The organism is Marivivens aquimaris (genome assembly GCF_015220045.1).
Taxonomy (GTDB): Bacteria; Pseudomonadota; Alphaproteobacteria; order Rhodobacterales; family Rhodobacteraceae; genus Marivivens; species Marivivens aquimaris.
This window is the reverse complement of sequence record NZ_JADBGB010000006.1, coordinates 1-24,044: the sequence shown is the minus strand read 5'-3', so window position 1 is coordinate 24,044 and position 24,044 is coordinate 1. Positions and strand designations below refer to the sequence as shown.

Genomic DNA, 24,044 nt, shown 5'->3' with positions numbered 1-24,044 from the left:
CAACGCGACACCGGCCCGTGTTCCGTTCCTTGGTCGGGTCATCAGGGGCCTCAAGCAGAAAGCGATCTGACAGGCTGGAGAAGATGAAATGCCAAGACGAAGACATGCGCATCTCTTCCCGACGACTTCAATCCCGGCCGCGTTGCGAACTTCGAGGATGTCCCGTATGGCAGCGCGAAACTGAGCAACGACGCATGCGACTCGGAAGATCAGGTAGAAGCTCGGACCCGTTCCAATCCCGATACATGTCGGCATAAGTGAAGAGGATAAACAGTTGGACGGCGCAACACCGAACGTGGTCACCGAGGATGGCCTGCGCGATCTGCTCTCAAGTGGCTACCTCATCGAGGTGATCTGCAACCAGACTGCCGAGAAGCGCCACAACAGTTGGTATGGCTCTTGGGTCGTGCACGCGGTGACGGAGGATGGCCAAGACGCGAAGATGCTTGTCACGAGCCGTAGCGTCTTCAAGTTGCGCGAGTTCAAGACGATCGTCGGATTGGTCGGTTTCCTGGCCGACATGGGGTGCCATTCGGCGAACATCCCGCTGATCGCGGGACGGCGAGAGCGTCACGAGGCTGCAGGAAGTCCCGCGACAGCGGCCAGCTAGAAATCCTCATCCGCACACTCAGCAGTCTGACAGACCAAATCCCGCAGAACTGCGCACCTCTGCGAACTCATAGAGCGAACCGCACAGGGGGCTCTGACTGATGTCATTGTAGAACCGGGGCCTAAGCCCCGATCCTCTTGATGCGGATCCCGAGCTTGCGGGCCTTGTCGACGATGTTCTCGGTGATACCCGAGCCGGGCGTGGCGATCAGCCCCTGCGGCATCGTCTCAAGCATCTTGTCGTTGCGCTTGAAGGGGGCAGCCTTGCCGTGGCTCTTCCAGTCGGGCTTGAAGACCACTTGGGTGACGCCTCGAGTATCTGCCCAACGGGCGGCGATCATCTCGGCGCCCTTGGGCGTGCCACCGTGCAGGAGCACCATGTCGGGGTATTTGGCATGGGTGGCATCGAGGACAGACCAGATCAGATCGTAGGCCTGATAGTCCCCGCCCGAAAACGCAATCCGCGTGCCTTCGGGGCAGTGCACTTCGGTCTCCTTGCGGCGCTTGGCCGAGAGATAGGCCCGACTGTCCACCACGGCGGAGGTGAGGCCGCGATGCGAGACGCGTGATCCGGTGCGGGGCAACCAAGGAGAGCCGGTGGCGGCAGAGAAGTGGTCCACGGCCAGATCGCGCATTTGTTCGAAGGCGTCGCGATGGTCCCAGAGCTTCAGCCCGATCATCTGGAGGCGCTCGAGTTCGACCGAGGCGACCTCGGAACCGTCCTGGATGGCCAGACTTTCCCGGACCTCGAATTCGTTGTCATCGAGGAGCTTCTGGATATGGGTGAGCCGGCGATGGAAGATCGAGGTGAGGGACCAGAGCATCTCTTCGAGATTGTCTTCCAACTGGCTGCCGGTGAGAAGGCCAATGGTGGTGTCAAAGAGCGTCGCCATGGCGAGTTCGACCTCGTCGGGCTGGGGCAGGGGGCGATGATCGGTCTCGCCGGGCCCAGGCGTTGCACCGTGAAGTGCGAGGTGGTCGAGGATGGCGGAGGTCACGCCGGTTTCCTCTTGGATGTCTGTCTGATGGGGCATTGGCTGGTTCCTCTGTTTGATCTGACCCGATTTGGATGGGGCGATACCAGGACCGGCGGCGACCGGGCCGCATCCGTCAGGATCGGAGCGAAGCGGAGAATGCGCCGCGGGCCGGAAAATTGTCTCCGCGAGGAATGAGCCGCAGGCTCAGGGGAATTTTCCGGGTAGCGGCGCATTGCTGCCCGGGCGAGGGGCACTCAGCCCCGACCCGCCGGTCCATCGCTCCCCTTTTCCAAACGGGATCAGATCGAACCGGCGGAACCTTTGCCCTGTCGGACATCCCCGGGGAGGTTCGCGCTCATTCGTCCTCGATCTCCAGACCTTGTGCTTTCATGGCCTCGAGCAGGGACCCGCGCAGCGCATCTCTGCCGAAAGCCAGCAGATCGTCGTTGAAATCGCCCAAACGCGACACGAGTTCACCACAGGTAATTCCGAGCGATTCCAGTTGGTTACGCAATCTCATTGATGCGTTGCGTCCTGCCTCGTCATTGTCCCGCGCGATCCAGATGCGCTTGATGCCCGGCGGCGGGATGAAGAGGCCGAGATGGGTGGCGGTGAGACAGGAGGCGAGGTCGAACTCCGGGAGAGCGGTGCCGACCGAGAGGGTATTCTCAAGACCTTCGCCGACGATGAGATCGCTGCGAGGTGAGCCGGACCAGAAACGGATGGCATGGCCTTGCAGCTGCCCCAGGATCCGTTTCGAACTTTCGATCTCGGCCAAACCGCCGGTGGACAGGTCGAGATAGGTGCGCGCGCATCCGGTGATCTGGCCCCGATTGTCGCTGATCTTCGCGAGCAGGGCAGGGGCCTTTTGCGGCAGATCGAAGTCGTCCTCGCCTTGCCACAAAAAAACCCGGGGGTGAAAGCGCAGGGCAGGTCCAAGCCGTGTTATCCCGCGAGTTTGCAGATAGGTGGCAGCCAAGGTGCCCAGGACCGGCTTGCCAGCGGCAAAGAGTTTGCGCGCCCGCGCGATGCGTTTGCTGGAATCTGCATTCGGGCGCTCAGCTCTTTGGGTTTCACGAGGTACGGTGGGGCAGGGGGCCTCGCCGAGGAAAGACCGGGCCTCCCTCAGCGTTTCCTTGAGCGTGACCGACCCGAGCCGTTCCTGCAGCAGGTCTATCAAGTCGCCATACTCACCGGTCGCGAAATCCTGCCAGGACCCGGCTTTACGACCGCCCTGCGCCCGCAGCCGGATGGCAAGGCTCTGACCCTTGGCGCCCGAGGTATCGCCGACCTGCCAATAGTTGCCCTGCTTGCGTCCCGCGGGGAAATACTGGCGGCAGAAACTCTCGGCGCGGTCTGCCAGATCGGCCGAGAGGTCCGCGATGCTGTGCCGCGCGCTCATGCGGCGGCCTCCGCGGCGCTGGCGCCAACTGGGTGCTGGGCGAGGACACGCGCGAGCATCTCGGTACCATCTACCGGGATGAACACACGCGTCTTCCACTGGATCACCTCGGTGAAACAGCCCATCGCCTTCAAACCGGGCAGCGCCGCGCCCGATGCGCCGATCAGCTCGAGCCTCGGCTGTCCCATGACAATAGAGCGGCGCAGTTGGTAGCCGCCAAGGAGGCTCAGGGTCGTCTTGGCCTCCATCACCGCGCCGAACACCTCCTCCGGCGTCATCTCGATCTGGCAGTCCAGCCCGAGCCGCGCGTAGACATTGAGAAGCTGCTCCTGGCTGACCAGACGGCCGATGGCACGTTCCCCATCCTCGGTCTGCAGCCGATAGATGCGCATGTTATCGGCGGGCAGCCGGTCCCAGATCGGCAGGAGCAACCCGCAGATCAGCGTGATCTTGGATGTCGTAAACTCCGGCACTGCGTCAACCTCGGCCCGCCAGAGCTGTTCGAACACCGCATCATCGATCTCTTCCCAGTGCGATTTAGAGAACTCGGAAAGCGCGAGGATCTCGGTCGTCATGGGTCGTAGCAGTTTCACCCGCAGGATCGGCACACCATCCTCGTCCATGAAGGCCGGCGCTTTCACCATCAGCGCCGCGCGTTTGGAGGAGGTGTTCCAGCAGAGCGTGGCGCCTTTTGTATCGGCGCAGATGGCTTTGACGCGAGGCAGGGCCAGCGGATCGTTGCGATCCGTGCGCTCGACGGTGAGCGCGGTCGCCGTTGCCCCGGTCGCCTCATGCTCGAAGATCACCTTCCGGTCGGTGATCACGAATTTCTCGGCCTTGAGCGTCTCAAGGCCTACATCGAGCGTGCCCGCCTGGCGCGCGTCCTCGATGATGGCCGAAAGAAACCCGCCGAAGGCCTCGAAAATCGCGTCCTGCATGTCGATGCGAAGTGCCAGACAGCGGTTCAGGAACTGCTGGATCGGCGGCAGGTTTTCTTTCATCGTGCCATCCGCCTCATCAAGCGTCAGGCCGGTCATCTCCTGGAACTTCGCGTAGGAACAGGCCTCGATCTTGCCCGCGCGCAGCTTGTAGAAGAACTGCCGTAACGCCGCCCGCGCGTAGGGACTCTCGAGGTTGTCCTCTGCGCGGAACATGTTCTGACCGCCGGTCTCGCGCTGTCCCTTGGTAATCGCCCCGAGCGTGTCGAGGCGGCGCGCGATGGTGGAGAGAAACCGCTTCTCACCTTTCACATTGGTCGCCACGGGGCGAAAGAGCGGCGGCTGCGCCTGATTGGTCCGATTGGTGCGCCCCAGCCCCTGGATCGCATTGTCGGCCTTCCAGCCGGGCTCCAGCAGGTAATGCACCCGGAGGCGCTGGTTCTTGGCCCCCAGATCGGCGTGATAGCTGCGTCCGGTGCCACCCGCATCAGAGAAGATCAGGATGCGCTTGGCATCATCCATGAAGGCTTGGGTTTCTCCCAGGTTCGACGAGGCGGGGCGGTTCTCAACCTTGAGCCGCCCCTCAGGCGTTTTCACGATGCGCCGCTTGCGCCCCGTGACCTCGGCCACGGCGTCCGCACCGAAATGCCAGAGGATCTGGTCGAGCGCGCCCTGCACCGGGGCGAGGGCACCAAGATGCTCGACAAGATCGTCCCGCCGCCGCTCTGCCTCTCGGCAGATGATCGGATTGCCATCGCCATCGAGGGCGGGGCGCGAGCGCAGATCGCCGTTCTCGTCGGTGTAGGGCTCGAAGAGCTGCGTCGGGAAAGAATGCATCAGGTAGTCCATGATGTTCTCCCTTGGCGTAAAATCGACCTGCAGATCGTCCCATTCCGAGGGTGGGATCTCTTCGAGGCGACGCTCCATGACCGCCTCGCTGGTCGAGACCACCTGGATCACCGCCGAATGCCCCGCAGCGAGGTCCGCCTCGATAGAGCGGATCAGCGAGGGGCATTTCATGGCGGTGATGAGATGGTTAAAGAAGCGCTGCTTGTTGCTCTCGAAGGCCGAGCGCGCGGCGGATTTCGCCTGGGCATTCAAGGTGTCCGTCTCGGAGGAAATACCCGACGCCTGAAGCGCCGCCTCCAAGTTGGTGTGAATGATCTGATAGGCATCGGCGTAGCTGTCGTAGATCGCGACTTGGGCAGGTGTCAGCTCATGCACCAGCATCTCGTACTCGACCCCGGCATAGGAGAGGGACCGCGCGAGATATAGCCCGAGCGCCTTCAGGTCACGCGAGATCATTTCCATGGCCGCAATTCCCCCAGCCTCCATCGCGGCAACGAATTCGGCCCGTGTCATGAAGGGGAAATCCCCGGTGCCCCAAAGGCCAAGCCGCGAAGCATAGGCGAGATTGCCGACGACCGTCGCGCCAGTGGCCGAGACGTAGAGCACGCGGGCATCTGGCACGGCGTTCTGCAGTGCGAGGCCAGCGAGGCCCTGCTGGGACGCCTTCTTGTCGCCACGGTCGGACTTTTCGCCGGCGGCATTCGCCATGGCGTGGCTTTCATCAAAAGCAATGACCCCATCGAACCCTTCGCCGAGCCAGGACGTCACCTGGTCGAGGCGGGAGGCTTTGCCCTCGCGTTCGGCTGAGCGCAGCGTGGCATAGGTGACGAAAAGGATGCCTTCGGGAAGCCTGATGTCGCCGCCCTGACGGAACTTCGAGAGTGGAACGATATCGCTTTCGCGCCCCCCGAGTGCCATCCAGTCGCGCCGCGCATCCTCGATGAGCTTGTCGCTCTTGGAGACCCACACAGCCCGGCGTCGTCCCTGCAGCCAGTTGTCGAGGATGATGCCCGCGACCTGCCGCCCCTTGCCGCAGCCGGTACCATCACCGAGGAACCAACCCTTGCGCAGGCGGAAGGCGCCTTCGTCCTCCTCGGCCGCTGCCATGAGCTGGCCTTCGATCTCGCCGCGCTTGAACCAGCCCTTGAGATGCGTCTGATGCGCATTGCCCGCGTAGATGACGCTTTCGAGTTGCGGTGCGGAGAGAAGGCCGTCCGCGACGATGCTCTTCGGCAGGAGCGGGCGGTAGGTCGGCACTGGCGGCGGGACCGAGGCCATGGCGGCGGATTGCACCAGCGCGGTCGGATGTTCAGCCGCGCCGTCGATCCGGATCGTCTGAAGGTCATAGGCCTCGTAGACCGTGTCCTGCAGCGCACCGTCGGGTTCGGTCCAGGCTTGCGGCAGGTAGTCGAGCGTGGTCGTCTCGATTTCATCAAAGGGATGTTTGGCGCGATCTGCAGCCAGCGCACGGCTTTCTCTGCGGGCGGCATTGCGCAGGGCATGGAGGTTGGTGCGGGTTGGCCGAGACGGGTCCGAGAGGGCCGATGTTGTTGGGCAGGGTGGGGGGCTGCGGCGCTCCGGGCAGTGGGTCAGCACCGCGTTGAGAAGATCGGCCGTTGTCGCGCAGATCGGATGGTAGGTGGTCGCGTTGTCGACAGGTGCGGTCTCGCTTTCGTAGACTACACGCTTGTCGATTACCGTCAGCCGCGTGTCGATCGTGGTGCCATGCCGTGCGAAGACCTTGCCGTCGATGGCAGCGGAGAACACCACTTCAGCGCTTTGGCCAATCCGCTGAAACGTCGACTGGAAGGATTTCGTCGAGGGTCGGAAGCTTTCGCCAGTGATGAGGACAAGGCGTGCGCCCGGCGAAAGGCGTGCCAAGGCGGACAGAACGTGCTGACTGGTTGCTTGGTGGAACCGGCCTTCAACATGGTTCGCAGCGGAGAAGGGCGGGTTCATCACGATGACCGAGGGCGTGATCGAGCGGTCGAGCCGATCGTCGATCGAGGCGGCGTCGTGGCCTGATACGGCGGCATCGGGGAACAGGTTTTCCAGCAGGGCGCGTCGCGTTTCGGCGAGTTCATTCAGCGCCAGGCGCGCGTCTGCAATTCGGGCGAAACCCGCCAGCATGCCGGTGCCGGCCGAGGGCTCGAGCACCAGGTCGTCATCCCGAAACTCCGCCGCCTGTGCGACGATAGCGGCGAGCGGCAAAGGCGTTGAGAATTGCTGCAGACGGACACTGTCTTCGGAGCGCCGTGTTTGGGACGGTGCCAGACCGGCGAGGCGTTCGATCATGGTGAGGAAGGCCTGCGGCGAGGGTGCCTGTCGCTGCATCAACGCGCCGTAGCGCGAGAGCATCAGGATCTGGGCGGTCTCGGCGGCCTCGTAGGCATCTTTCCAGACCCAGGCACCGCTGGCGTCGCTGGCGCCGAAGGCATCTTCCATCGCGGCGCGCAGCGCGGCAGCGTCGATGGACCTGCCGGCCTCGAACAGGGGGACGAGGGTTCTCGCAGCCTGGATCAGGTTGTGGGCGAAGCGCGAAGCATCAGGCAGGGCAGGGGCCTCGGGCGCAAACGGGGCGGAATGGGGGTGAGCGTTCATCGGCAATCTCCGGGGTTGAGGGTTGGCCCCAAGCCCCGCGCGCACTCTCTCACCCGGGAGGGGTCACCCCTCCCGCCCTGCCTCTCGCTCTTTCTGGCAAAGCCCCGGTGCGTGTTTGCCCGATGTCAGGCCGGCCGCAGATGTCGCGGCAAGTCCATGGATTGATGCAGGACCCGGATCACGAATATCTTGTCCGGGAGCACTTCGTAGAACACGAGGTGCCGGCCCGTGATCAGCTTGCGCGCACCCCGCAAGAGATCGGAACAGTCCACACCCATTTGAGGATTGTCTATCAGCCCCGTCACTGCGCGATCGATGTCGTCGAGATAGCGGTCCGCCTGCGCCTCGCCCCAGTGTCGGTACGTCTCGACCCAGATGTCGACGAGATCGGCTCTTGCCGCCTGGGAGTGATGAATGTCACGCATCAGGAGCGCCGGAGCGGCTCCGCGCTTCGCGCTTGATTTCATCCATATCGAGCGGTCCGGCATCACCGGATTGCTTGCCCTCCATCAAGGCAACCCGAAGCCGCGCCCGCTGACCTTCCTGCTCCTCCATAAGACGCAAGGAGGCACGGATCAACTCGCTGGTTGACCCGTAACGGCCCTCCTTCAGCATCAGGGCGATGAATTCGTCCCAATGGGGACCAAGTGTGACGCTTGTACTTGCCATGCCCACCTCCAGAATACGCATGAATAAGATATATGAGTACTGTGATCAATTCAACTCGGGGGTGGGCTTGCGCCCAGCTCGCCAGCGGGTCTGTGTACATCCTGCAAGTTCAGCTGGTCCACAAAAGCACACGCCTCCGACAGGCAGTCCAGCTCATAGTGCCCGACGAACCCCCAGCAGGCGTCGACCTCCTCGCCGTCCTGCTCAATGACATAGCCATAGACCCGACCGCCAAGATAGGCATCGTAGCTGACGATTTCGCCGCGCAGGATGTCTTCAGCCTTCTCGCGCAGCGCCTTGGTGACGCGTTTCACACCGAACTCTTTCCGAACCGCCTCGAGCGTCACATAGACGTAACCGACCTGACCGGAATCCCACGGGCAATGGAACCCGATCGTGTTCATTGCGAGGCCGGAATGGTCGTAGAGAAACACGGGCAGCAGGACGGACTTGCGTTCGGCGCGGTCCCGCAGCTGGTCCATCGAAAGGTCGCTCTGCGCTGAGACGCCCGAGAGATCGCGCAAGAACGCCTCGGGGCTGTCGAAGAAGTGGCTGTCACCCAGGCGGTATCTGCGGTGCCAACAAATCAGCGTGCCGAGGTTGGACCACTCCCGCGGGCTCTCAGCGTCGGGGTCGTGGTAGATCTTGATGGTGTGGCCGCGGTGGGCCTCCTCATAGACAGGGTCGTGCATATCGATGTCCTTTCTTGAAACGAAATCGACCCGCCCGGCCGGTAGAGGCTCGAGCGGGTCGGTCAGAGTGCTTTCCGAGGGGCGTTGGCGTCATTGCCCCCATGGATCAGGCGGCGGCGCGGTTCTCGCGATGCTGGACGTGCTCGACAGAAACCTTCAGCAGCCAATCCTCAAAGCCGAGAATGGTCTGGTGATTGGCGACTGCTTCGATCCAAGCCGCGCGCGGATCGCTGCTAATCTGCGTCAGGTCGTTGTCGATCCGCCCATTGGCCATCCACGGCTCCGGCTGAATGCGGCCAAGCCAATCCGCCAACGACGGGATGCGCCCCTGGCAGTCTTCGCGCACATGCTGTTCGCAGATCCAGCGGATCGGCACGACCCGGCCCGCACTGTTGGTCAGGCTGCGCCCGAACAGCCGCTCGGCTTCGAAAATCCCAAGCGTGTGATGCCGATGTGCGCGATGGGTGAAAACCGCGAGGTGTTCCTTGGACGCATCAAACCAGTCATGCACGAACTGATAGTCATCTGGAACGCCGCCGAACTTTCGGGCCGAGCTTTCGGCGTGGTGGAGGGGATGTGCCATGTCAAAGCCCCTCGTGTTCGGTGGTGTTGGTCTCGATATAGCGGTTCGAGTGGCTGACATCGATCTTGTCCGCCTCGAGTGCCCAGGTCAGTTCGCCATAGCCACCTTCGTTGTTCTCAAAACCGGGACTCAGCGCATAGGCAAAATCCCAGCCGAAGTCTTCGACCCGGCGCCGCAACTCGTCCGTCAGGGTGACCGTGTCAGGGGCCACCACGACATCCTCGACATTGCCGGAATCGCCGTAGCCTTCGTATTGCACCTCGATGCTCCTCACACCGAGGGCCCGCAGCTGACAGAGAAGGGAAGCGCGGGTCTCGACCCGTTGCTCGGCTGCACGTCTCTGGGAGTCGAGCATCTGTGCGTAGAAATCAGTCGCTTGTGTCATGTCTTTTGTCCTTTGGAATTGAGGGAAGGGGAGGGCGACCGCTCAGCCAGGCCGCCCCGGAGGCTTCCTTTGGCGGGCTTCAGGCTGCCGCGGTGCCGCGTTTCTCAGCCGTCCGGTCAACCAGGTTGAAATAGAGGTTCTCGGTCGCGCGCTTGAACCCCGGTGGTTTGCGCGGGGCGAGGCAGCGCACCGAAGCGCTGCAGCTTTCGCCATGTTCCATGGCGAACTGCGTCACCTTGTCGATGAGGTCATCCATGCCCGCGGCCTGGATGCACTTTTCGGGGTAGCTCCCCAGCATTTGGAACTGGGTAACAACGAAGGCGCCGTCACGATGCGCGGGATAGAGGGTGATCTGGTAGTCGAGTGTCTTGGCCATCTCTGGTCTCCTGCAGCAGGCCGGACGCGATCATCGCACCCCTTGGAACCCGCCAGCCCGAAAGGACCGCCTTTTGTGCAAGGGCGGTCCAGGGCGGCGATTGGGGGTGGAGGGCGTCAGTATTCCGACGGCAGAAGCAGGGTCAGGACGCGGCGCGTTTGCGCGGGATCGGAGGGCTCAGGCGAGCCATATTGGTAGTCGACGTCGTACAAATCGACCTTGAACCAGACGGTTGTGCCATCGAGGTCGATGACGCCCATCTCGTGCCAACACTGCGGGTCGCTGTCGGCATCGAACCCGTCAAACGCGGCAACACAGCGGGTTAGCTCCAGTTGGGCGTCGGGCCCAAGCGCCGCGACGCCGCGTGTCATCACGAACTGGCCCTGCGGGGCATCGGCGACAGGGGTCGTGCCGAGGATCGAGCGGCGAAACGCATCGTTTTGCGCGGCGATCAGCGCGGCTTCCCGAACGGGATCGAGATCGAGTGTGGTGGTCATGGGATATCTCCGGGACGGGCCAGCCGATCCGATATCGGCTGTAGGCAACCCGTCAGCCGGAAAGGGCCGCCCTCGATGTGAGGACGGCCCAAGGCTCAGGTCAGGTTCAGATCGGTGTTTGCTGCGTCAGGCCGCATCCCCGCTGAGGAAAGCGGGCAAGGACGATGGTTCATCGCTCTCCGCCTCGGCCAGAGGATCTGCCGCGGGCACGTCGCCTTCCTCGGCCTCGGGCGCATCGCCAGTCATTTTGGCGTCAGCCTCCGTCGCACCGGCAAAGACCATCCCGTCAGGCAGCCAGCGCGTCGTCTTTGCAACCGTCGCGGCGTTGAACCCTTCCGTCTCGCCCGCCGTTTCCGCGAAAGCCCGTTCCATCGCGGCCGCGATATCGCCCTTGCGCTCGCGATTGCGATCTTCGGCGTAGTCGTCGCCGATCAGCTTGCGCGCAGTGGCCACCGCATGCCCCTTGTTGACCCGACCCCAGTAATTCTGCGCAGTCGGGCGCCAGCAGGCCGCCACATCGACGTCAAGCCGCGCGCCGATCTCCTCGATGATCGTGGAAGGGCGATTGTCGGAGGAGAGCTGCGGCTTAACCGCCAGACCCGTCGCCCAGGCGAAAAGCGCCTGCTTGTCGGCAATGGGCAGCGCCGACATGGCCCGGAAGTCCTCGGGTTTCTCCAGCTTCATCCAGTCCGTGGCGAGGTCCTGTTTCAGCGCCTCGAGCATCTTCTGGGCGACGGTGTCCGTGTGCAGCACCTCGCGGTTTTGCGCCTGGAAAGGACGGACCGAGATGTCGAGCGCCTCGTTATTGTAGGACCGCCCCAGAGCCTGTTCGCAGAGCGCATAGAGCATCGCGTCGAACGCTACCTCGAAATCCGCCGCCAGATGCGCCCGCAGGATGTGCTGACGGGTTGCCCGCAGATCGTCGGCGAGGCTTGCTGAAATCCCGTCCGCCTTGCGCAGCGTGGCGGCAGGGTCGGAGTTCGGCACCGGCGTCGAGGAGGTTGGCGGCGTCACCTGCGGACGGGCAGGGGAGGGGGCGCCATCCGCATCTGCGGTGGTCTCGCCGGGCTCGGGCGCGGCTGGAATATCCTCGGGCCGCACCAGACCCTTCTCGACGCGCAACGCCCCGTCATGACCGATGGTCAGAACCACGCCAGCGATAGCACGATATTCGTCCGCGTAAGGTTGCCGTTCGCGCTGCAGGGCTTCGATCTCGCGCAGGCGCGGCTCGATGGCGTAGTACTCTTCGGTTTCAGCGTCGGTCCAGTCCTCGCCGTCATTCTGCGCCGCCAGTTCTTCCTCGCGCGCAATCAGACGCTCTTCCTCGGCGAGCAGGTCCGGATCGGGGTCGATATCCTGTGGATAGACCCGCCCGAAACTGCGAAACGCGCCGTAGTCCACCGAGAGATGCACTTCGACCCATTTCCACGCCGCCTCGAAGGGTTTGGCCGCAGCCTGCAGTTTCTCAATGGCGAGGCGCTCGAGGAGTTCGGGGTTTTCCATATGGGCACTCGCACGGTCGTCGAAGAGATCGCGTAGCAGAATACCGCCCGCCACCTCATAGGCCTCGATGCCAACAAAGCGCCCGAGGGCCGAGTTCGCCGAATGCGCCGTCTCGGTCAGCTGGCGTTTGATGCTCTGTGGATGGATGTGATAGCCGCCCTTCACTGCGTTCCAGACCGCAAGCTGGCGATCATGGTCGTCGGTCAACGTGAAGGCCATGACGCATTCGAGGGTCAGATCACCGGCACGGAACTGCTCGATGATTTCCGGCGCGACACGGGCAAGCTTAAGCCGGCGGCGCACCAGGTCGACCGAGACGCCGAACTTCAGGGCGATCTCGTCTTCACTGCGCCCCTCGCCGATCATCGCCTCAAAGGCCTCGAACTGGTCGGCCGGGTGCATCGCCGCGCGCTGGAGGTTTTCCGTGGCGGAGGTGAGCACAGCATTGCGCTCATCTTCGACGAGGCAGGGCACCGGGTGATCAACGGGAATGACGCCGTCCTGTGCGAGCTGCTTCAGCGCCTTGAGGCGGCGGCCGCCAGCATCGACCGCAAAACGTGTCTCAGACAGAGCATGAACCACCAGGTTCTGCTTGATGCCTGTCTCACGAATGCTGGCAAGGAGCTCGGCGTCATCGCTGGCGCTTGCCGCAACCTTGCGCACGTTGAGCGGGCTCGGCTCCAACTGGTCGAGTGAGATCATCCGGACGCCGGCGGCGCCGTCGGGCGTTGCCGGTCCAGTGCCTTCGGTCTTTTTCTTGGTGGCGGGTTTCGATCGGGTCGTGGTCTTGGCCATGATCAGGGTCCTTGTCATGCCGGACCCGGAAGAGCCTCTCTCTATCCTTTCAAGCCCGGCACCCGGGCTTCCCTTTCTCTGGCTCTTTACAAATGCGGATCACGTGAACAATCGACCGTTTGTAAACGAATGCAAGTAAGTGCTCTCTCGTCGTGCTCGTCCAAAAACCCTTGGTTTCCTTGTGCTGAGCCCGATCTGAGAGGTTCCGCCGACAGCCGCGCACGCGTACCATATAAAGAGCGTGGGCAACTGCATCAAAATCACTTGGGTAATGTGCAAAAACACAGTATTTTGCACATATGAGACCACAGGCCTCTACTTTGAATGATGATTTTGACGACCCCCTCATCACAATCGAAGGGGAGGAAGAGGCTCGCGAGGATGATCTCTGGTTCCTGCCTGGGCCACTCGAAGAAGAGCCGGATGATTTGCCTCCCGGGCCGCGGGCAGAACCGCCCGACACTGCTGTCATCGAAGACTGGACAAGGGCAGAGGGGCTTCACGCTGCGCGGCTGGCCCGCGTGGCTGGACGCCTGGGGGCTCTGGATGACCGGCTGCTGCGAGGCCCGGAAGGTTGGCGGCATCGGCTCGCGTTGATCGAGGCGGCGGACCTCAGTTGGTTTGCAGGGGATCGGGTGAGTTTTGATCGTCTGGCGCTCTGGGTATCGATGCGGCTGTCAGGTGCACAGGATGACCCAAATGCGCTGGCACGCGCCCACTGGGCTGTTCGACGCCTGACAGGCGGTCCCGGACCGGAGGCCGATTTGGCCGCCTTCCTGGATCGCCGCGACCCCGAGAATATTGAAGACAGCGCTGAGCGTTTCGGGGATCGCGCAGGCGGATGGCTGGACGTCATGGCCGCTGCGGGCGACTTGCATCCAATCACGCGGGCTTGCATGGGTTTTCATCTCTGGGGCTTGGCGGGCCTCGGTGGGCACGACGACCTGATGGAAGCCGCCGTCACCGCGTCCAGGATCGCGGCCAGCGACGGAAGCGGCGCCATCTTCGCACCGCTCGCCATGGGCGGGGCAGGGGGGCTGCGTGTCTCGGGCTTGCCACCCGAACGCCTGGCCCACTGGCTGGATGGGATGAACAGCGCAATTCTAACGGCGACGCGAACACTTGACGATATCGAAGCGTGGACCGCGCGCGCAGAGACCATCATGGCGCAATTGTCTGGCCGCACGCCGGTCGCCTTGCGAAACACTTTCTCTCAATGGCCCTTGGTCTCCGCCCCAATGGCTGAGTCCATGACCGGAGCCAGCCGCGCCGCCGTTCAGCGCAATCTGGCGTGGATGGAGGCAAAGGGTTTGACCCGCGAAGTGACTGGGCAGGGGCGATATCGGATGTGGCGCATCGATACCGAGGGTATGCGCACAGGTCGCAATGCCTGACCCACAAGACCGCACCAGGCGGCCGACTAGGAGAACCGCGGCTTTCTGGACGCAGTTTTACAGATTTACAGATTGACAATCTTGGTGCTTTTGTCCACTTTCGGCCTTCATGCAAAGGCAGAACGGGTCGATGGCCGAACTGGAATCAACAATATTGGACGCAGCACTGCATGTCTTTTCGCGTTACGGCGTGAAGCGCACCAGCATGAGCGCCCTGTGCGAAGTAGCGAGCGTGTCGCGTCAGACGCTCTACAATCATTTTCGCAACAAGGACGATATCCTGCGCGGATTGATCAAACGATACACGGACCTTGCCCTTGCAGAGATCCACGCAGACTTGCAGGCGGCGAATTCATTGGGGGCCAGGCTTGACCTGATCTTCGACCGAATGGTGGTCCGTGGGTACGACACGATACAGACAATGCCGAATGCGCAGGATTTCATCGACGGGGTCAATGCCGTCAGCGAAGAGGCTCTGCAGCAGTCGGCCGAACGTTTTCGCGCGGTAATCTTCGACACGCTTGTACCGCATGCGCAGGTTTTTTCGAATAGGGGTCTGGACGTGGCCGAGCTGTCGGACTTCGTGCAGCGTGCGGCCAAAACCGCCGGCATGACCGCACGGGATCGCGCAGACCTGATTCAGCAACTCGTAACGCTTCGGCAGCTTTGCACCACGGCTGCCTCGCAACCCGAGGCAGACCCTACAGAGAACAAGGAAGGCTAAGCATGGTCAAAGCTTATGAGATTGCCCATCGGGCGATGCGATTCACTTGCCGTTTTGGCGGTATGCTGGGCATTGCGTTGGGAGTGATCGTCACGGCGGCCCACGCGGACGACGCTCCTTTCGTGAAGCTTGCGCCAGTCACCGCGGGCGCGTCCCAATTAGAGCGCGTTTTCTTTGGCAAGGTTGTTGCACGGGCTACCGTTGATCTGGCGTTTCAAGTCAGTGGACAGATCGTCGAATTGTCGCTGGACGAGGGGGCGGCGGTCTCCAAGGGCAGCGCGTTGGCTCGGATGGATCTGGAGCCTTTTGAGCTGGCGCTGGAACAAGCGCAAGCGAACGAAGATCAGGCACGGCGCACTGTGGAACGGTTTGAAAAGCTGGCCGGGTCTTCGGTCGCGGAAACCAACCTTGAGGATGCGCGGACAACTATGACAATCGCCGATGTTGCTCTGCGTGACGCACAGCGGAACCTGGAACATGCCACGCTGGTTGCGCCCTTTGACGGTATTGTCGCCTCGCGTCTGGTGCCGAATTTCTCAACGGTAACCGCTGGCACGCCGATTGTGCGGCTGCACGATCTGTCCGAACTGCGGATCGAGATCGACGTACCCGAAACGCTATTTCAGCGCGCGGGCCAAGATCCCAACGTGGTGTTCACGGCCCAATTTCCGGCAAGCGATCGCAGCTTCCCGCTTGAGGTGCGTGAATACAATGCCGAGACGGCGGAGATCGGGCAGACCTACTCCATCACGCTTGGCATGCCCTTGCCCGAAGATCTGATCGTTCTTCCGGGGTCCTCCGTCGAAGTCACAGCGGTCTTGCAAACCGGCGGTCAAAGTCTTGAGGTGCCAACCTCAGCCGTCGTGATTGGGAATGACAATGAGACCTATGTCATGGTCTTTGGCCCGACCGGAGCCAGCAGGGGCACTGTGACCAGAACCCCAATCACAATAGAGCCGACCAATCGCGGCACTGCTCAAGTCGTTGAGGGTCTGAGCGACGGTCAAGAGATTGTCGTCAGCGGCGCGAGCGCGCTGGCCGATGGCACTGCCGTGCGCCGCTTTATTGGCTTCGGAGACTAACACCATGGATGTTGCGCGCGGATCCATCGACCGCCCGATCTACACTTGGATCATCATGTTGATCTGCCTGCTGGGTGGTATCTGGGGCTTTGCGAACCTCGGCCGACTGGAAGACCCTGCCTTTACTATCAAGACCGCTGTGGTTGTCACCCAGTATCCCGGCGCTTCTGCCGAAGAAGTGTCGCGTGAGGTAACTGAACCGCTGGAATCCGCGATTCAGAAGATGGGCGAGGTCAAGGACATTGAGTCCATGAACCAGCCTGGCCTGTCTTGGATCACTGTGAACATGCAGGATACCTATGACGGCTCCGAGTTACCCGAAATCTGGACCAAGCTGCGCAATCGCGTGGCCGAGGCGGCGTTGCCCAGCGGGGCGACGCCGCCCTTTGTGAACGATAGCTTTGGAGATGTGTACGGGCTCTACTATGCAGTCACAGCGCCGGGCTTCTCCGATGCAGAGGTGAATGATCTATCTTCCTTCCTCAGGCGGGAGTTGCTGCTGGTGGATGGCGTGTCAGATGTTGTGCTCTCAGGCGTGCCTAACGAAGTGATCTACATCGAGCCGCACCTTGCGCTTACTGCGACGCTGGGTATTCCGCCCGCCGCTGTTGCCGGCGCCGTGAACAGCGCCAACGAGATTGTTGACGGTGGCATGTTGTGGGGACCGGATGGGCGAACTCTGCTCCAACGGCCCGAAGGATCCGATAGCGTATCCGAAATCGCAGCCCTTTCTGTCGGCGCGGGTGGACAGGTCCTCAACCTTTTTGATTTTACCGATATCTTTCGTGGGCGCGAAGCCAACCCCAGTCTGATTACCCGTCATAACGGGCAGGAGGCCTTCACACTTGGCGTTGCGGGCCTTGCAACAGAGAATATCGTCGAAGTCGGGAAGCGGGTCGATGCCCAGCTGGACAAGTTGCGCGCGGAGTTGCCGCTCGGCATCTCGATCCAGTCGATCTATCGCCAACATGTTGTGGTCGAAGAGGCCTCGAACGCCTTTCTCGTCAACCTTGCCATGTCGGTTGGTATTGTGGTCGCGGTTCTGGCGGTTTTCATGGGGTGGCGCGCGGCCATCGTTGTGGGATCCACGCTGCTGCTGACCGTGGTGGGGACGCTGTTTTTCATGGCGCTTGGTGCGATTGAGATGGAGCGTATCTCGCTGGGTGCTTTGATCATCGCAATGGGGATGCTCGTCGACAACGCCATCGTGGTGGCGGAGGGCATGCAGATTTCAATGCGGCATGGCAAATCCTCGCGCGACGCCGCCACAGAGGCCGCAAGCAAGACGCAAATCCCGCTGCTGGGTGCGACCGTGATCGGCATCATGGCCTTTGCCGGAATTGGCCTGTCTCCAGATGCCACGGGGGAATTCTTGTTCTCGCTCTTTGCGGTGATCGCGATTTCGTTGCTGTTGTCCTGGGTGTTGGCCCTGACCGCGACCCCTCTTTTGGGGCATTACTTTTTCAAGAAAGGCGAAGAAGGGACGGCAGATGGGTATGATGGCGCGCTCTTCCGGGGCTATGCCGCCGTGCTGCGCGCCTCTTTGAAACTGCGTTGGCTGGTCATTCTTGCGCTGATCGGCGGCACCGTTGTTTGTTACGCGATGTTCGGCCAAATCAAGCAGCAGTTCTTTCCCGACAGCAATACGCCGCTCTATTTCGTGCATTACAAACTGCCGCAGGGCGCATCAATCCACCAGACCTCTGATGATCTCGCGGTTCTCGAAGACTGGTTGCGCGACCGCGACGCGGTTTCTGCCGTGACAGCCTTTGTCGGGCAAGGGGCGGCGCGGTTCATGCTGACCTACCAGGCTGAGGATCCGAACCCCAGCTACGGTCACCTGATCGTGCGCGTGGACTCGCTCGAAGTGATCGAGCAAGAGATGGACGCGTTGGAAGCCTTTGCAAATGCAAGTCTTCCGCAGGGTGAATTCCGGGTAAAACGGTTGGCCTTTGGCCCCGGCGGAGGTGCGCCAATCGAGGTGCGGTTTTCTGGCCGTGACCCTGATGTATTGCGCGCCTTGGCAGATCGGGCGATTGCCCGGATGCAGGCCGCTTCGGACAACATCATCAGCCCGCGGCAGGACTGGCGCGAACGTGAATTGGTGCTGCGCCCTGTTTACGCTGCGGAGCGCGCACAGAACGCGGGCGTGTCCCGGACTGACATCACAGAGACGCTACAATTCGCCACCGAAGGAAATAGCGCCGGGACCTTCCGCGAAGGAGATCGGCAAATCCCTATCGTGATCCGGGCACCGCAAGATGCGGCGATCGCGCTGACCGATCACATGATTTATTCAGAGAGCGGTGGCACCCTGGTGCCTATGGAACAAGTAATCGAAGGCTTCCGCTTCGTGCCGCAAGACACGCTGCTACAACGTCGAAATCGCGAAGAGGTGATCACCGTCGGGGCTGATATTCCGCGCGGCCTGACAGCGGCAGAGGTGCAAGCCGAGGTCCAAAAAACCATTGAAGAGATGGACATCCCCGAGGGCTATACCATGGAGTGGGGCGGAGAGCTTGAAAGCGCGTCCGAGGCCCAAGCCGCCCTTGGCGCGCAATTGCCATTCAGCGTCATTATCATGGTGTTGATTTCGGTGCTTTTGTTCAACGCGCTGCGCCAGCCAATCATCATCTGGCTTCTGGTGCCAATGGCGGTCAACGGCGTGAGCCTGGCTCTACTGGCGTCAGGTTTGCCGTTTACATTTACCGCGCTTCTGGGGCTATTGTCGCTGTCGGGGATGCTGATCAAGAACGGCATCGTGCTGGTTGAGGAGATCGATCTGATCCGAGCAGCCGATCCGGCTCTGTCTCTGGACGAGGCCATTGTCAGTGCCTCCACCTCGCGTCTGCGGCCGGTGTTTCTGGCCGCGGCGACGACAATTCTTGGGATGTTGCCACTGTTGTCGGATGCGTTTTTTCAGTCGATGGCGGCGACGATCATGGGCGGGCTTGCCTTTGCCTCGATCCTTACGCTGATCGCAGCACCCGTGCTGTACTACGTCTTTTTCAAGCGCGGCGCCGAGCGGGCCACTACGGTCATGAGCGCCGCATAACCGAGGCTGACCAAGCGGTCTGGGCTCTGTGTCACGAGAAAGGGACACAGGCTGGATGAGTTGCGAGGCGTGTCCGGAAGATTGGCAATGTTGTATAGTAATTACTTCGGTTCTCGCAGCGCCGGAGCTGGAAATATCCAGCTTCCGAAGGTCCAAACTTGGGGAGCAGCGCACGTAGATACGGACCTCTACATCAAAACGAGGGAAGTTCAGGGTAGCAGGTCACGCGATCTACGCATTGGTAACGATCGTTTCAGCAACAGGCACTAAGGCACCGGATTGCTGCACGACACGCCCAGCTAGCTCGCAACCCTGCTGAATGCTTGTGTGTAGACTGAGCCCCCTTAACAGGTGTCGCGTAGCCCTTAATTGGGTTCTGCCTCAATCTGTGTGGTGCAACTATCCTGAGCTTGGAGCTTTCAGGAGGGATAGTCGTGATTTCAAAAAAGCACTGGTCGCCCGGGAGCGACGTTTGGGTTCAAGGCGTTAAGCGGCGTGATTCCGGCGAGTGGCTTGTATCGGGCGTTTTGGCACCGAGAGGCATCTGCCCAGATTGTGGTTTGCATTCTCGGCGTCGTCACGGGTGGCGGCAAAGGCGACTGCAGGATTTACCCGCACATGGCGACAAGGTAACAGTCGCACTCTGGGTCTGCAGATGGCGATGTCCCGCTTCCACGTGCCCGCGACGGACGTTTTCAGACTACACCTCGTCAATTGCGCGCCCATTTGCACGTCGAACTTCGCGTGCTGATGACATTGTCGGTCACCTGGTGTCGCGTAGCCCTTAATTGTGAGATGGGAAATCCAACGAAATCAACGGCTGAGTTTTGCCCTTAAATATGAGATTTTGCCTTTAATTCTGATATTTTTGCCCTTAAACCTGAGACAGGGTTCACAGACATTTGCGGCAAATATCGATGAATGATGATGGCGAAGACTCCGTTGCCGTTGGTGCTGAAGAGGCGCGCAGGGCCGCGGTGCTGCGCCCTCTTGTTCAGGCATATCTCAATGGGACTGGCAGCCTGGAACGTGGCATCAATGACGCCGTTTGGGAGCTTGGTGTCAGCAGGGCGACGGTCTGGCGTTGGATAAAACGGTTGGCGGAAGAGGGTGGGCGCACCAGCGCTCTGGCTCCGCGGAAACGGGGCCGCCCGACCGGGACGATGTTAATATCCAGCAAAGTCGAAGCGGTAATCGAGGAGCACCTTCGCCGCTATTTCTTGCGCCGGGAGCGTTCGAGCTTGTCGCGCGTCGTGACAGAAATCCGCAGCGCTTGCTGGCAGGAGGGCTTGCAACCGCCGACACGGCGAACGGTTCAGCGTCGTCTGGATGCGATGGATGCCCGCGAAGTTGCGAAGGCACGAGAGGGCGCAAAGGCGGCCCGCCAGAAATTTGCGCCGGTCACAGGTGAGAACAAGGCCAGTATGCCACTGGAGATCGTCCAAATTGATCATACACCGGCGGACATCATTCTTGTCGACGGCTTTGAACGCAAACCAATTGGGCGGCCTTGGGTCACGCTGGCGATCGACGTCGCAACGCGGATGGTGACCGGATATTACACCTCTCTCGAGGCACCTTCGCGTCTGTCAGTGGCGCTTTGCCTGACACAGGCGGTGACCCTCAAGGAGGAACTTCTTGCGGAATTGGCGTGCGATGTTCCTTGGCCGGCACAGGGCAAACCGCACAGCATCCACGTCGATAACGGTCGCGATTTCCGGTCGCGCGCCTTTCGGTCGGCCTGTGCGGATTGGGGATCGATCTGGTCTATCGACCGCCAGCAAGTCCTCACTTCGGTGGTCACATCGAACGGTTGATCGGCACCATGATGGGGCCGTTCACCTGTTGCCGGGAACAACGCAATCCTCGATCGCGGCAAAGGGCGACTATGACGCCGAAAGCAAGGCCACGATGACGTTGAGCGAATTCGATCGCTGGTTTGCTCTGGAAATCTGCCGTTTACAACAACAGCATTCATTCAAGTCTTGGCTGCACGCCCGTTGCCAAATGGGAGGCGCTCTCAGAGCAAATGACAGGCGACATCCCCTTCGAGATGGAAGCCTTTCAGGTGAGCTTCCTGCCGAGTGAACTGCGCAAGATCAGGCGTGACGGCATCCATCTGTTCCAGATAAGGTACTGGTCCGATGCCCTTGCAGGCCACATTGGGCGCGGGGATGGAAAAGGTGGTCGTTCGCTACGATCCTCGCGATATCTCAATGATCTGGGTCGAACTGGACGATGGCCGGTATGTTGAGGCGCGTACAGAAACCTGGAAATTCCGCCCGTCTCGCTCTGGGAATATCGCGAAGCGATGAGGAAGGCCCGTGCCCTTGGCAAGTCCGGGTCTAATGAGCTGGTGCTGGCTGAGCTGATCCGACAGCAACGCCAGATCGAAGCTGAAAGCCGGGGCCTGACGAAGGCCGAACGCAGAACCCGTGAAAGAAAAGGGACATTGAAGGGCACGAACTCGGCCGTCTCGACAACCGAAGGGCTGCGCCCGATCGATACGGGTGATACATCGCGCCCATTGTTCAAGGTGGAGAGATGGTGAATTGAGGGCAGGGACAACTGAAAGAAGACGGCCGGATCGCCCTCATTCAATCGGATATCTGGATCGGCTTTCCTCGGGCGGAACAGGTGTTGGACCGCTTGCAGGGCATGGTCGAAGCGCCACGACAAACCCGTATGCCTGGGCTTCTTGTGCATGGCGCCTCCGGGATCGGAAAGACGATGATTGCCCGAAACCTGTCGCGCAAGTACGCACCAGAATACGATCCGGCGTCGGGCATCACCCGCACACCGCTTCTGCTGTTGCAAGCGCCGCCCGCACCTGATGAACGGCGGTTTTACCTGCACATCCTGGCCGCCGTCGGCGCCCCGGCGACGGCTCTTAGCGCCCGCGCTCAAAATGTGGCTTCCCTCGAAGTCCGTGTCATCGCGCTCTTACGCGACCTTGGCCTGCGGATGATCATGATCGACGAGGTCCACAATCTCTTGGCCGGGACCCACCGCGAACAGCGCCGATTTCTCAATGTCCTGCGGTATCTCAGCAATGAACTCGAGGTGTCACTGGTCTGCCTTGGGGTCAGCGAGGCCGTCGATGCTATTCGCGGTGATATCCAGCTTGCCCGACGGCTGGACGAACATCATCTGCCAAACTGGCGCGACGATGCCGAGTTCTCGGACATGATCCAGACCCTTATTGCTGCCATGCCACTGGAAAAGAAGTCCAACCTGAAGGTCAAATCTCTCAAGCAGGTCTTGGCACTGACCGGTGGGGTGACCTCGCGCATCTTCGCTCTGGTCAAGGATCTTTCCATCGACGCCATTATCACAGGCGAGGAATGCATCACCGATGACGCAATCGCAAAATGGACGCCGGTTTGGTCGCGCCATGCGAACCCCATCGGCGGCTCCAGAAGTCCCGGGTGTGAAGCCGCACCCGCTGCCCAAGACTGTCGCGCCGCTGCCAGACGAGTTGTTGTCAGGTTGGTTGTCTCGGCTGGCGGCGGCCAACTACTGTGATGATGCGGAACTACTGGCTCATCTCAGAATCGATACCGCGCATGGCACCGCCTTGGACTTCAACGTCGACGCGGCTGCGGCGGCGAAGATTGCCAACGCCGCACGGGTTAACCCAGATGTTGTTCGATCTTTGACCTTTCCGGCAATGACGCCACGAGAAGCCTCACTGACGGCTCAGATGCCATTCCAGCATTGCCTGCGATGCTCCAGAGAGGGTCTTTTGCTCAGGCATTGGAGGCGGGCCTGGGCATTTGACTGCCAAGTTTGCGGGACGAGACTTGTGCAGACCCTTGGCAAACTCCGTGAGGAACAAATATCTGGAAAACTGATATACCGAGCGCGCCGCGGGGCAGAGATGCTTGAGTGCGCCGCGCGCTCGCGCGGCCCCAAGCAACTTCGGCGCGCAATGCGCGCAGTCACCTTTGCCATGTCACTCAAAACCTTCCGCGGGGATCCGTCGTTCGCTGTCCAGAACCCCAGATCGGAAGTTAGGCTGTTCTGCCTCGCCGCAATCGCCGCCGCTCGATCTCATCCCTTGGCTAAGGCAGCCATCGTCAGCAAAAGCATCGACGACTATGCAAGGGTTGCTCTCTTGCGCGCCTTCGAGAAGGAGCCTCGATTGCTTGCCGCGGTTGATCACATCGCGCAAAGGTGCGCGAGAAACAGGGGCCCCATGACAGCCGTATCTCACAATTAAGGGCAAAAATTGTCGCCAAACGCGTCGCGTCTCAGATTAAAGGGCAACGCGACAGCAGCCTTTGCAGCCGCTATCTGGACTATATCAAGATCCCGCGCGTGGCGCTCGTCGAGACACTCTGTTTCGAGCTGCAGCGTGACCATGTGAAACCCATGCTGTTCCGTCAGCCGCCGATAGGCCCGGTTCAGCAGGTCCGCGGCCTCTGCGGGCTCACCATGGCGGATATGGGCAGAAAATGCGTGTTTGCCGCTGGTCAGCGTCCAGGCATGCACATGGTGAACGTCCAGAACCCCGTCCTGGCCGCGCAGGTCCGTCGTCACAGCCTCGAGATCCGTTCCCTCTGGCGTGCCTTCCATGAGGATGTGGACCGCTTCCTTGATGACGCCGACGGAGGCCCAGAGGAGAACCACCCCGAACGCCATGCCGAGGATCGGGTCAATCGCCAGAAAGCCGGTGAACTCGATCACTAGAGCGGTGACGATGATCAGGAGGCTGCCGACAAAGGTCTGGATGATGTGCCAGAGCGCACCACGGGCATTCAGATCGTCCTTGCTCGATTGCCACATCAGCCCCAGCGAGATCACTTCGGTGACCAGGCCTCCGAAGGCGACCCAGAGCATGGGACCCGTGGCCAGGTGAATCGGATTCCCGAGCCGCATCGCGCCCATCCAGATCACCAGAAGCGCCATAC

Annotated in this window: 22 protein-coding genes and 1 pseudogene; 11 read left to right on the top strand and 12 right to left on the bottom strand. The window is 61.3% G+C overall.

Going from position 1 to position 24,044, the window contains the following annotated elements; genetic code table 11:
• Positions 1-274 precede the first annotated feature (274 nt).
• Entirely contained in the window at positions 275-610 is a 336-nt protein-coding gene (locus IF204_RS19385) for a hypothetical protein (RefSeq protein ID WP_194098705.1), read from the top strand.
• A gap of 121 nt (positions 611-731) precedes the next feature.
• Here the strand turns inward: IF204_RS19385 and IF204_RS19380 are convergent, their stop codons facing one another.
• The 11 genes from IF204_RS19380 to IF204_RS19330 form a co-directional block, all read right to left on the bottom strand.
• Positions 732-1,643 (bottom strand): DUF2493 domain-containing protein, encoded by a 912-nt coding sequence (locus IF204_RS19380; RefSeq protein WP_194098704.1) that lies wholly within the window; start codon positions 1,641-1,643, stop codon positions 732-734.
• Positions 1,644-1,941: 298 nt separating this feature from the next.
• On the bottom strand, positions 1,942-2,988 hold the full coding sequence (locus tag IF204_RS19375) for a DUF7146 domain-containing protein (RefSeq protein WP_194098703.1): 1,047 nt from the start codon (positions 2,986-2,988) through the stop codon (positions 1,942-1,944).
• Positions 2,985-7,376 carry a strawberry notch-like NTP hydrolase domain-containing protein gene (locus tag IF204_RS19370; protein WP_194098702.1) on the bottom strand — a complete coding sequence of 1,464 codons (4,392 nt, stop codon included), beginning with the start codon at positions 7,374-7,376 and terminating at the stop codon, positions 2,985-2,987. Before IF204_RS19370 ends, IF204_RS19375 begins: the two co-directional genes overlap by 4 nt.
• A 125-nt stretch (positions 7,377-7,501) precedes the next feature.
• Positions 7,502-7,801: a type II toxin-antitoxin system RelE/ParE family toxin gene (locus tag IF204_RS19365; RefSeq protein ID WP_194098701.1), complete on the bottom strand. Its 300-nt coding sequence runs from the start codon at positions 7,799-7,801 to the stop codon at positions 7,502-7,504.
• Complete coding sequence (locus IF204_RS19360) at positions 7,794-8,045, bottom strand: type II toxin-antitoxin system ParD family antitoxin (protein WP_093037612.1); 252 nt, start codon at positions 8,043-8,045, stop codon at positions 7,794-7,796. Before IF204_RS19360 ends, IF204_RS19365 begins: the two co-directional genes overlap by 8 nt.
• 50 nt (positions 8,046-8,095) lie before the next feature.
• Entirely contained in the window at positions 8,096-8,737 is a 642-nt protein-coding gene (locus IF204_RS19355; protein ID WP_194098700.1) for a hypothetical protein, read from the bottom strand.
• 106 nt (positions 8,738-8,843) lie between these two features.
• Positions 8,844-9,320, bottom strand: coding sequence for a DUF6915 family protein (locus IF204_RS19350; RefSeq protein ID WP_194098699.1), 477 nt, complete (start codon positions 9,318-9,320; stop codon positions 8,844-8,846).
• A 1-nt stretch (position 9,321) separates the two neighbouring features.
• Positions 9,322-9,705: a DUF6878 family protein gene (locus tag IF204_RS19345; RefSeq protein WP_194098698.1), complete on the bottom strand. Its 384-nt coding sequence runs from the start codon at positions 9,703-9,705 to the stop codon at positions 9,322-9,324.
• A 79-nt stretch (positions 9,706-9,784) separates the two neighbouring features.
• Positions 9,785-10,081 carry a hypothetical protein gene (locus tag IF204_RS19340; protein ID WP_194098697.1) on the bottom strand — a complete coding sequence of 99 codons (297 nt, stop codon included), beginning with the start codon at positions 10,079-10,081 and terminating at the stop codon, positions 9,785-9,787.
• Between the two features lie 116 nt (positions 10,082-10,197).
• Entirely contained in the window at positions 10,198-10,578 is a 381-nt protein-coding gene (locus IF204_RS19335) for a DUF3768 domain-containing protein (RefSeq protein WP_194098696.1), read from the bottom strand.
• A gap of 126 nt (positions 10,579-10,704) precedes the next feature.
• Positions 10,705-12,876 carry a ParB/RepB/Spo0J family partition protein gene (locus IF204_RS19330; RefSeq protein ID WP_194098695.1) on the bottom strand — a complete coding sequence of 724 codons (2,172 nt, stop codon included), beginning with the start codon at positions 12,874-12,876 and terminating at the stop codon, positions 10,705-10,707.
• Positions 12,877-13,175: 299 nt separating this feature from the next.
• Between IF204_RS19330 and IF204_RS19325 the strand changes: the two are divergent.
• The 10 genes and pseudogenes from IF204_RS19325 to IF204_RS19290 form a co-directional block, all read left to right on the top strand.
• Positions 13,176-14,237: pseudogene (locus IF204_RS19325) on the top strand (hypothetical protein); the annotation flags it as partial.
• A gap of 163 nt (positions 14,238-14,400) precedes the next feature.
• Positions 14,401-14,994 carry a TetR/AcrR family transcriptional regulator gene (locus IF204_RS19320; protein WP_194098694.1) on the top strand — a complete coding sequence of 198 codons (594 nt, stop codon included), beginning with the start codon at positions 14,401-14,403 and terminating at the stop codon, positions 14,992-14,994.
• 2 nt (positions 14,995-14,996) lie between these two features.
• Positions 14,997-16,076, top strand: coding sequence for an efflux RND transporter periplasmic adaptor subunit (locus IF204_RS19315; protein WP_095591008.1), 1,080 nt, complete (start codon positions 14,997-14,999; stop codon positions 16,074-16,076).
• 4 nt (positions 16,077-16,080) lie between these two features.
• On the top strand, positions 16,081-19,131 hold the full coding sequence (locus tag IF204_RS19310; RefSeq protein WP_194098693.1) for an efflux RND transporter permease subunit: 3,051 nt from the start codon (positions 16,081-16,083) through the stop codon (positions 19,129-19,131).
• A 434-nt stretch (positions 19,132-19,565) separates the two neighbouring features.
• Positions 19,566-19,919, top strand: coding sequence for a transposase family protein (locus IF204_RS20360; protein WP_194098692.1), 354 nt, complete (start codon positions 19,566-19,568; stop codon positions 19,917-19,919).
• Positions 19,920-20,048: 129 nt separating this feature from the next.
• Complete coding sequence (locus IF204_RS20170) at positions 20,049-20,948, top strand: DNA-binding domain-containing protein (RefSeq protein ID WP_228069693.1); 900 nt, start codon at positions 20,049-20,051, stop codon at positions 20,946-20,948.
• 212 nt (positions 20,949-21,160) lie between these two features.
• On the top strand, positions 21,161-21,385 hold the full coding sequence (locus IF204_RS20355) for a Mu transposase C-terminal domain-containing protein (RefSeq protein WP_407658952.1): 225 nt from the start codon (positions 21,161-21,163) through the stop codon (positions 21,383-21,385).
• On the top strand, positions 21,342-21,446 hold the full coding sequence (locus tag IF204_RS20350; protein ID WP_407658951.1) for a hypothetical protein: 105 nt from the start codon (positions 21,342-21,344) through the stop codon (positions 21,444-21,446). Before IF204_RS20355 ends, IF204_RS20350 begins: the two co-directional genes overlap by 44 nt.
• Before the next feature lie 322 nt (positions 21,447-21,768).
• Positions 21,769-22,656 carry a TniB family NTP-binding protein gene (locus IF204_RS19295; RefSeq protein WP_322743315.1) on the top strand — a complete coding sequence of 296 codons (888 nt, stop codon included), beginning with the start codon at positions 21,769-21,771 and terminating at the stop codon, positions 22,654-22,656.
• Positions 22,562-23,353 carry a TniQ family protein gene (locus IF204_RS19290; protein WP_040610016.1) on the top strand — a complete coding sequence of 264 codons (792 nt, stop codon included), beginning with the start codon at positions 22,562-22,564 and terminating at the stop codon, positions 23,351-23,353. Before IF204_RS19295 ends, IF204_RS19290 begins: the two co-directional genes overlap by 95 nt.
• Here the strand turns inward: IF204_RS19290 and IF204_RS19285 are convergent.
• Positions 23,350-24,044 (bottom strand): cation diffusion facilitator family transporter (locus IF204_RS19285; RefSeq protein WP_194098691.1); only part of this gene is annotated, 695 nt, incomplete at its 5' end. The two genes, IF204_RS19290 and IF204_RS19285, sit on opposite strands and share 4 nt — an antisense overlap.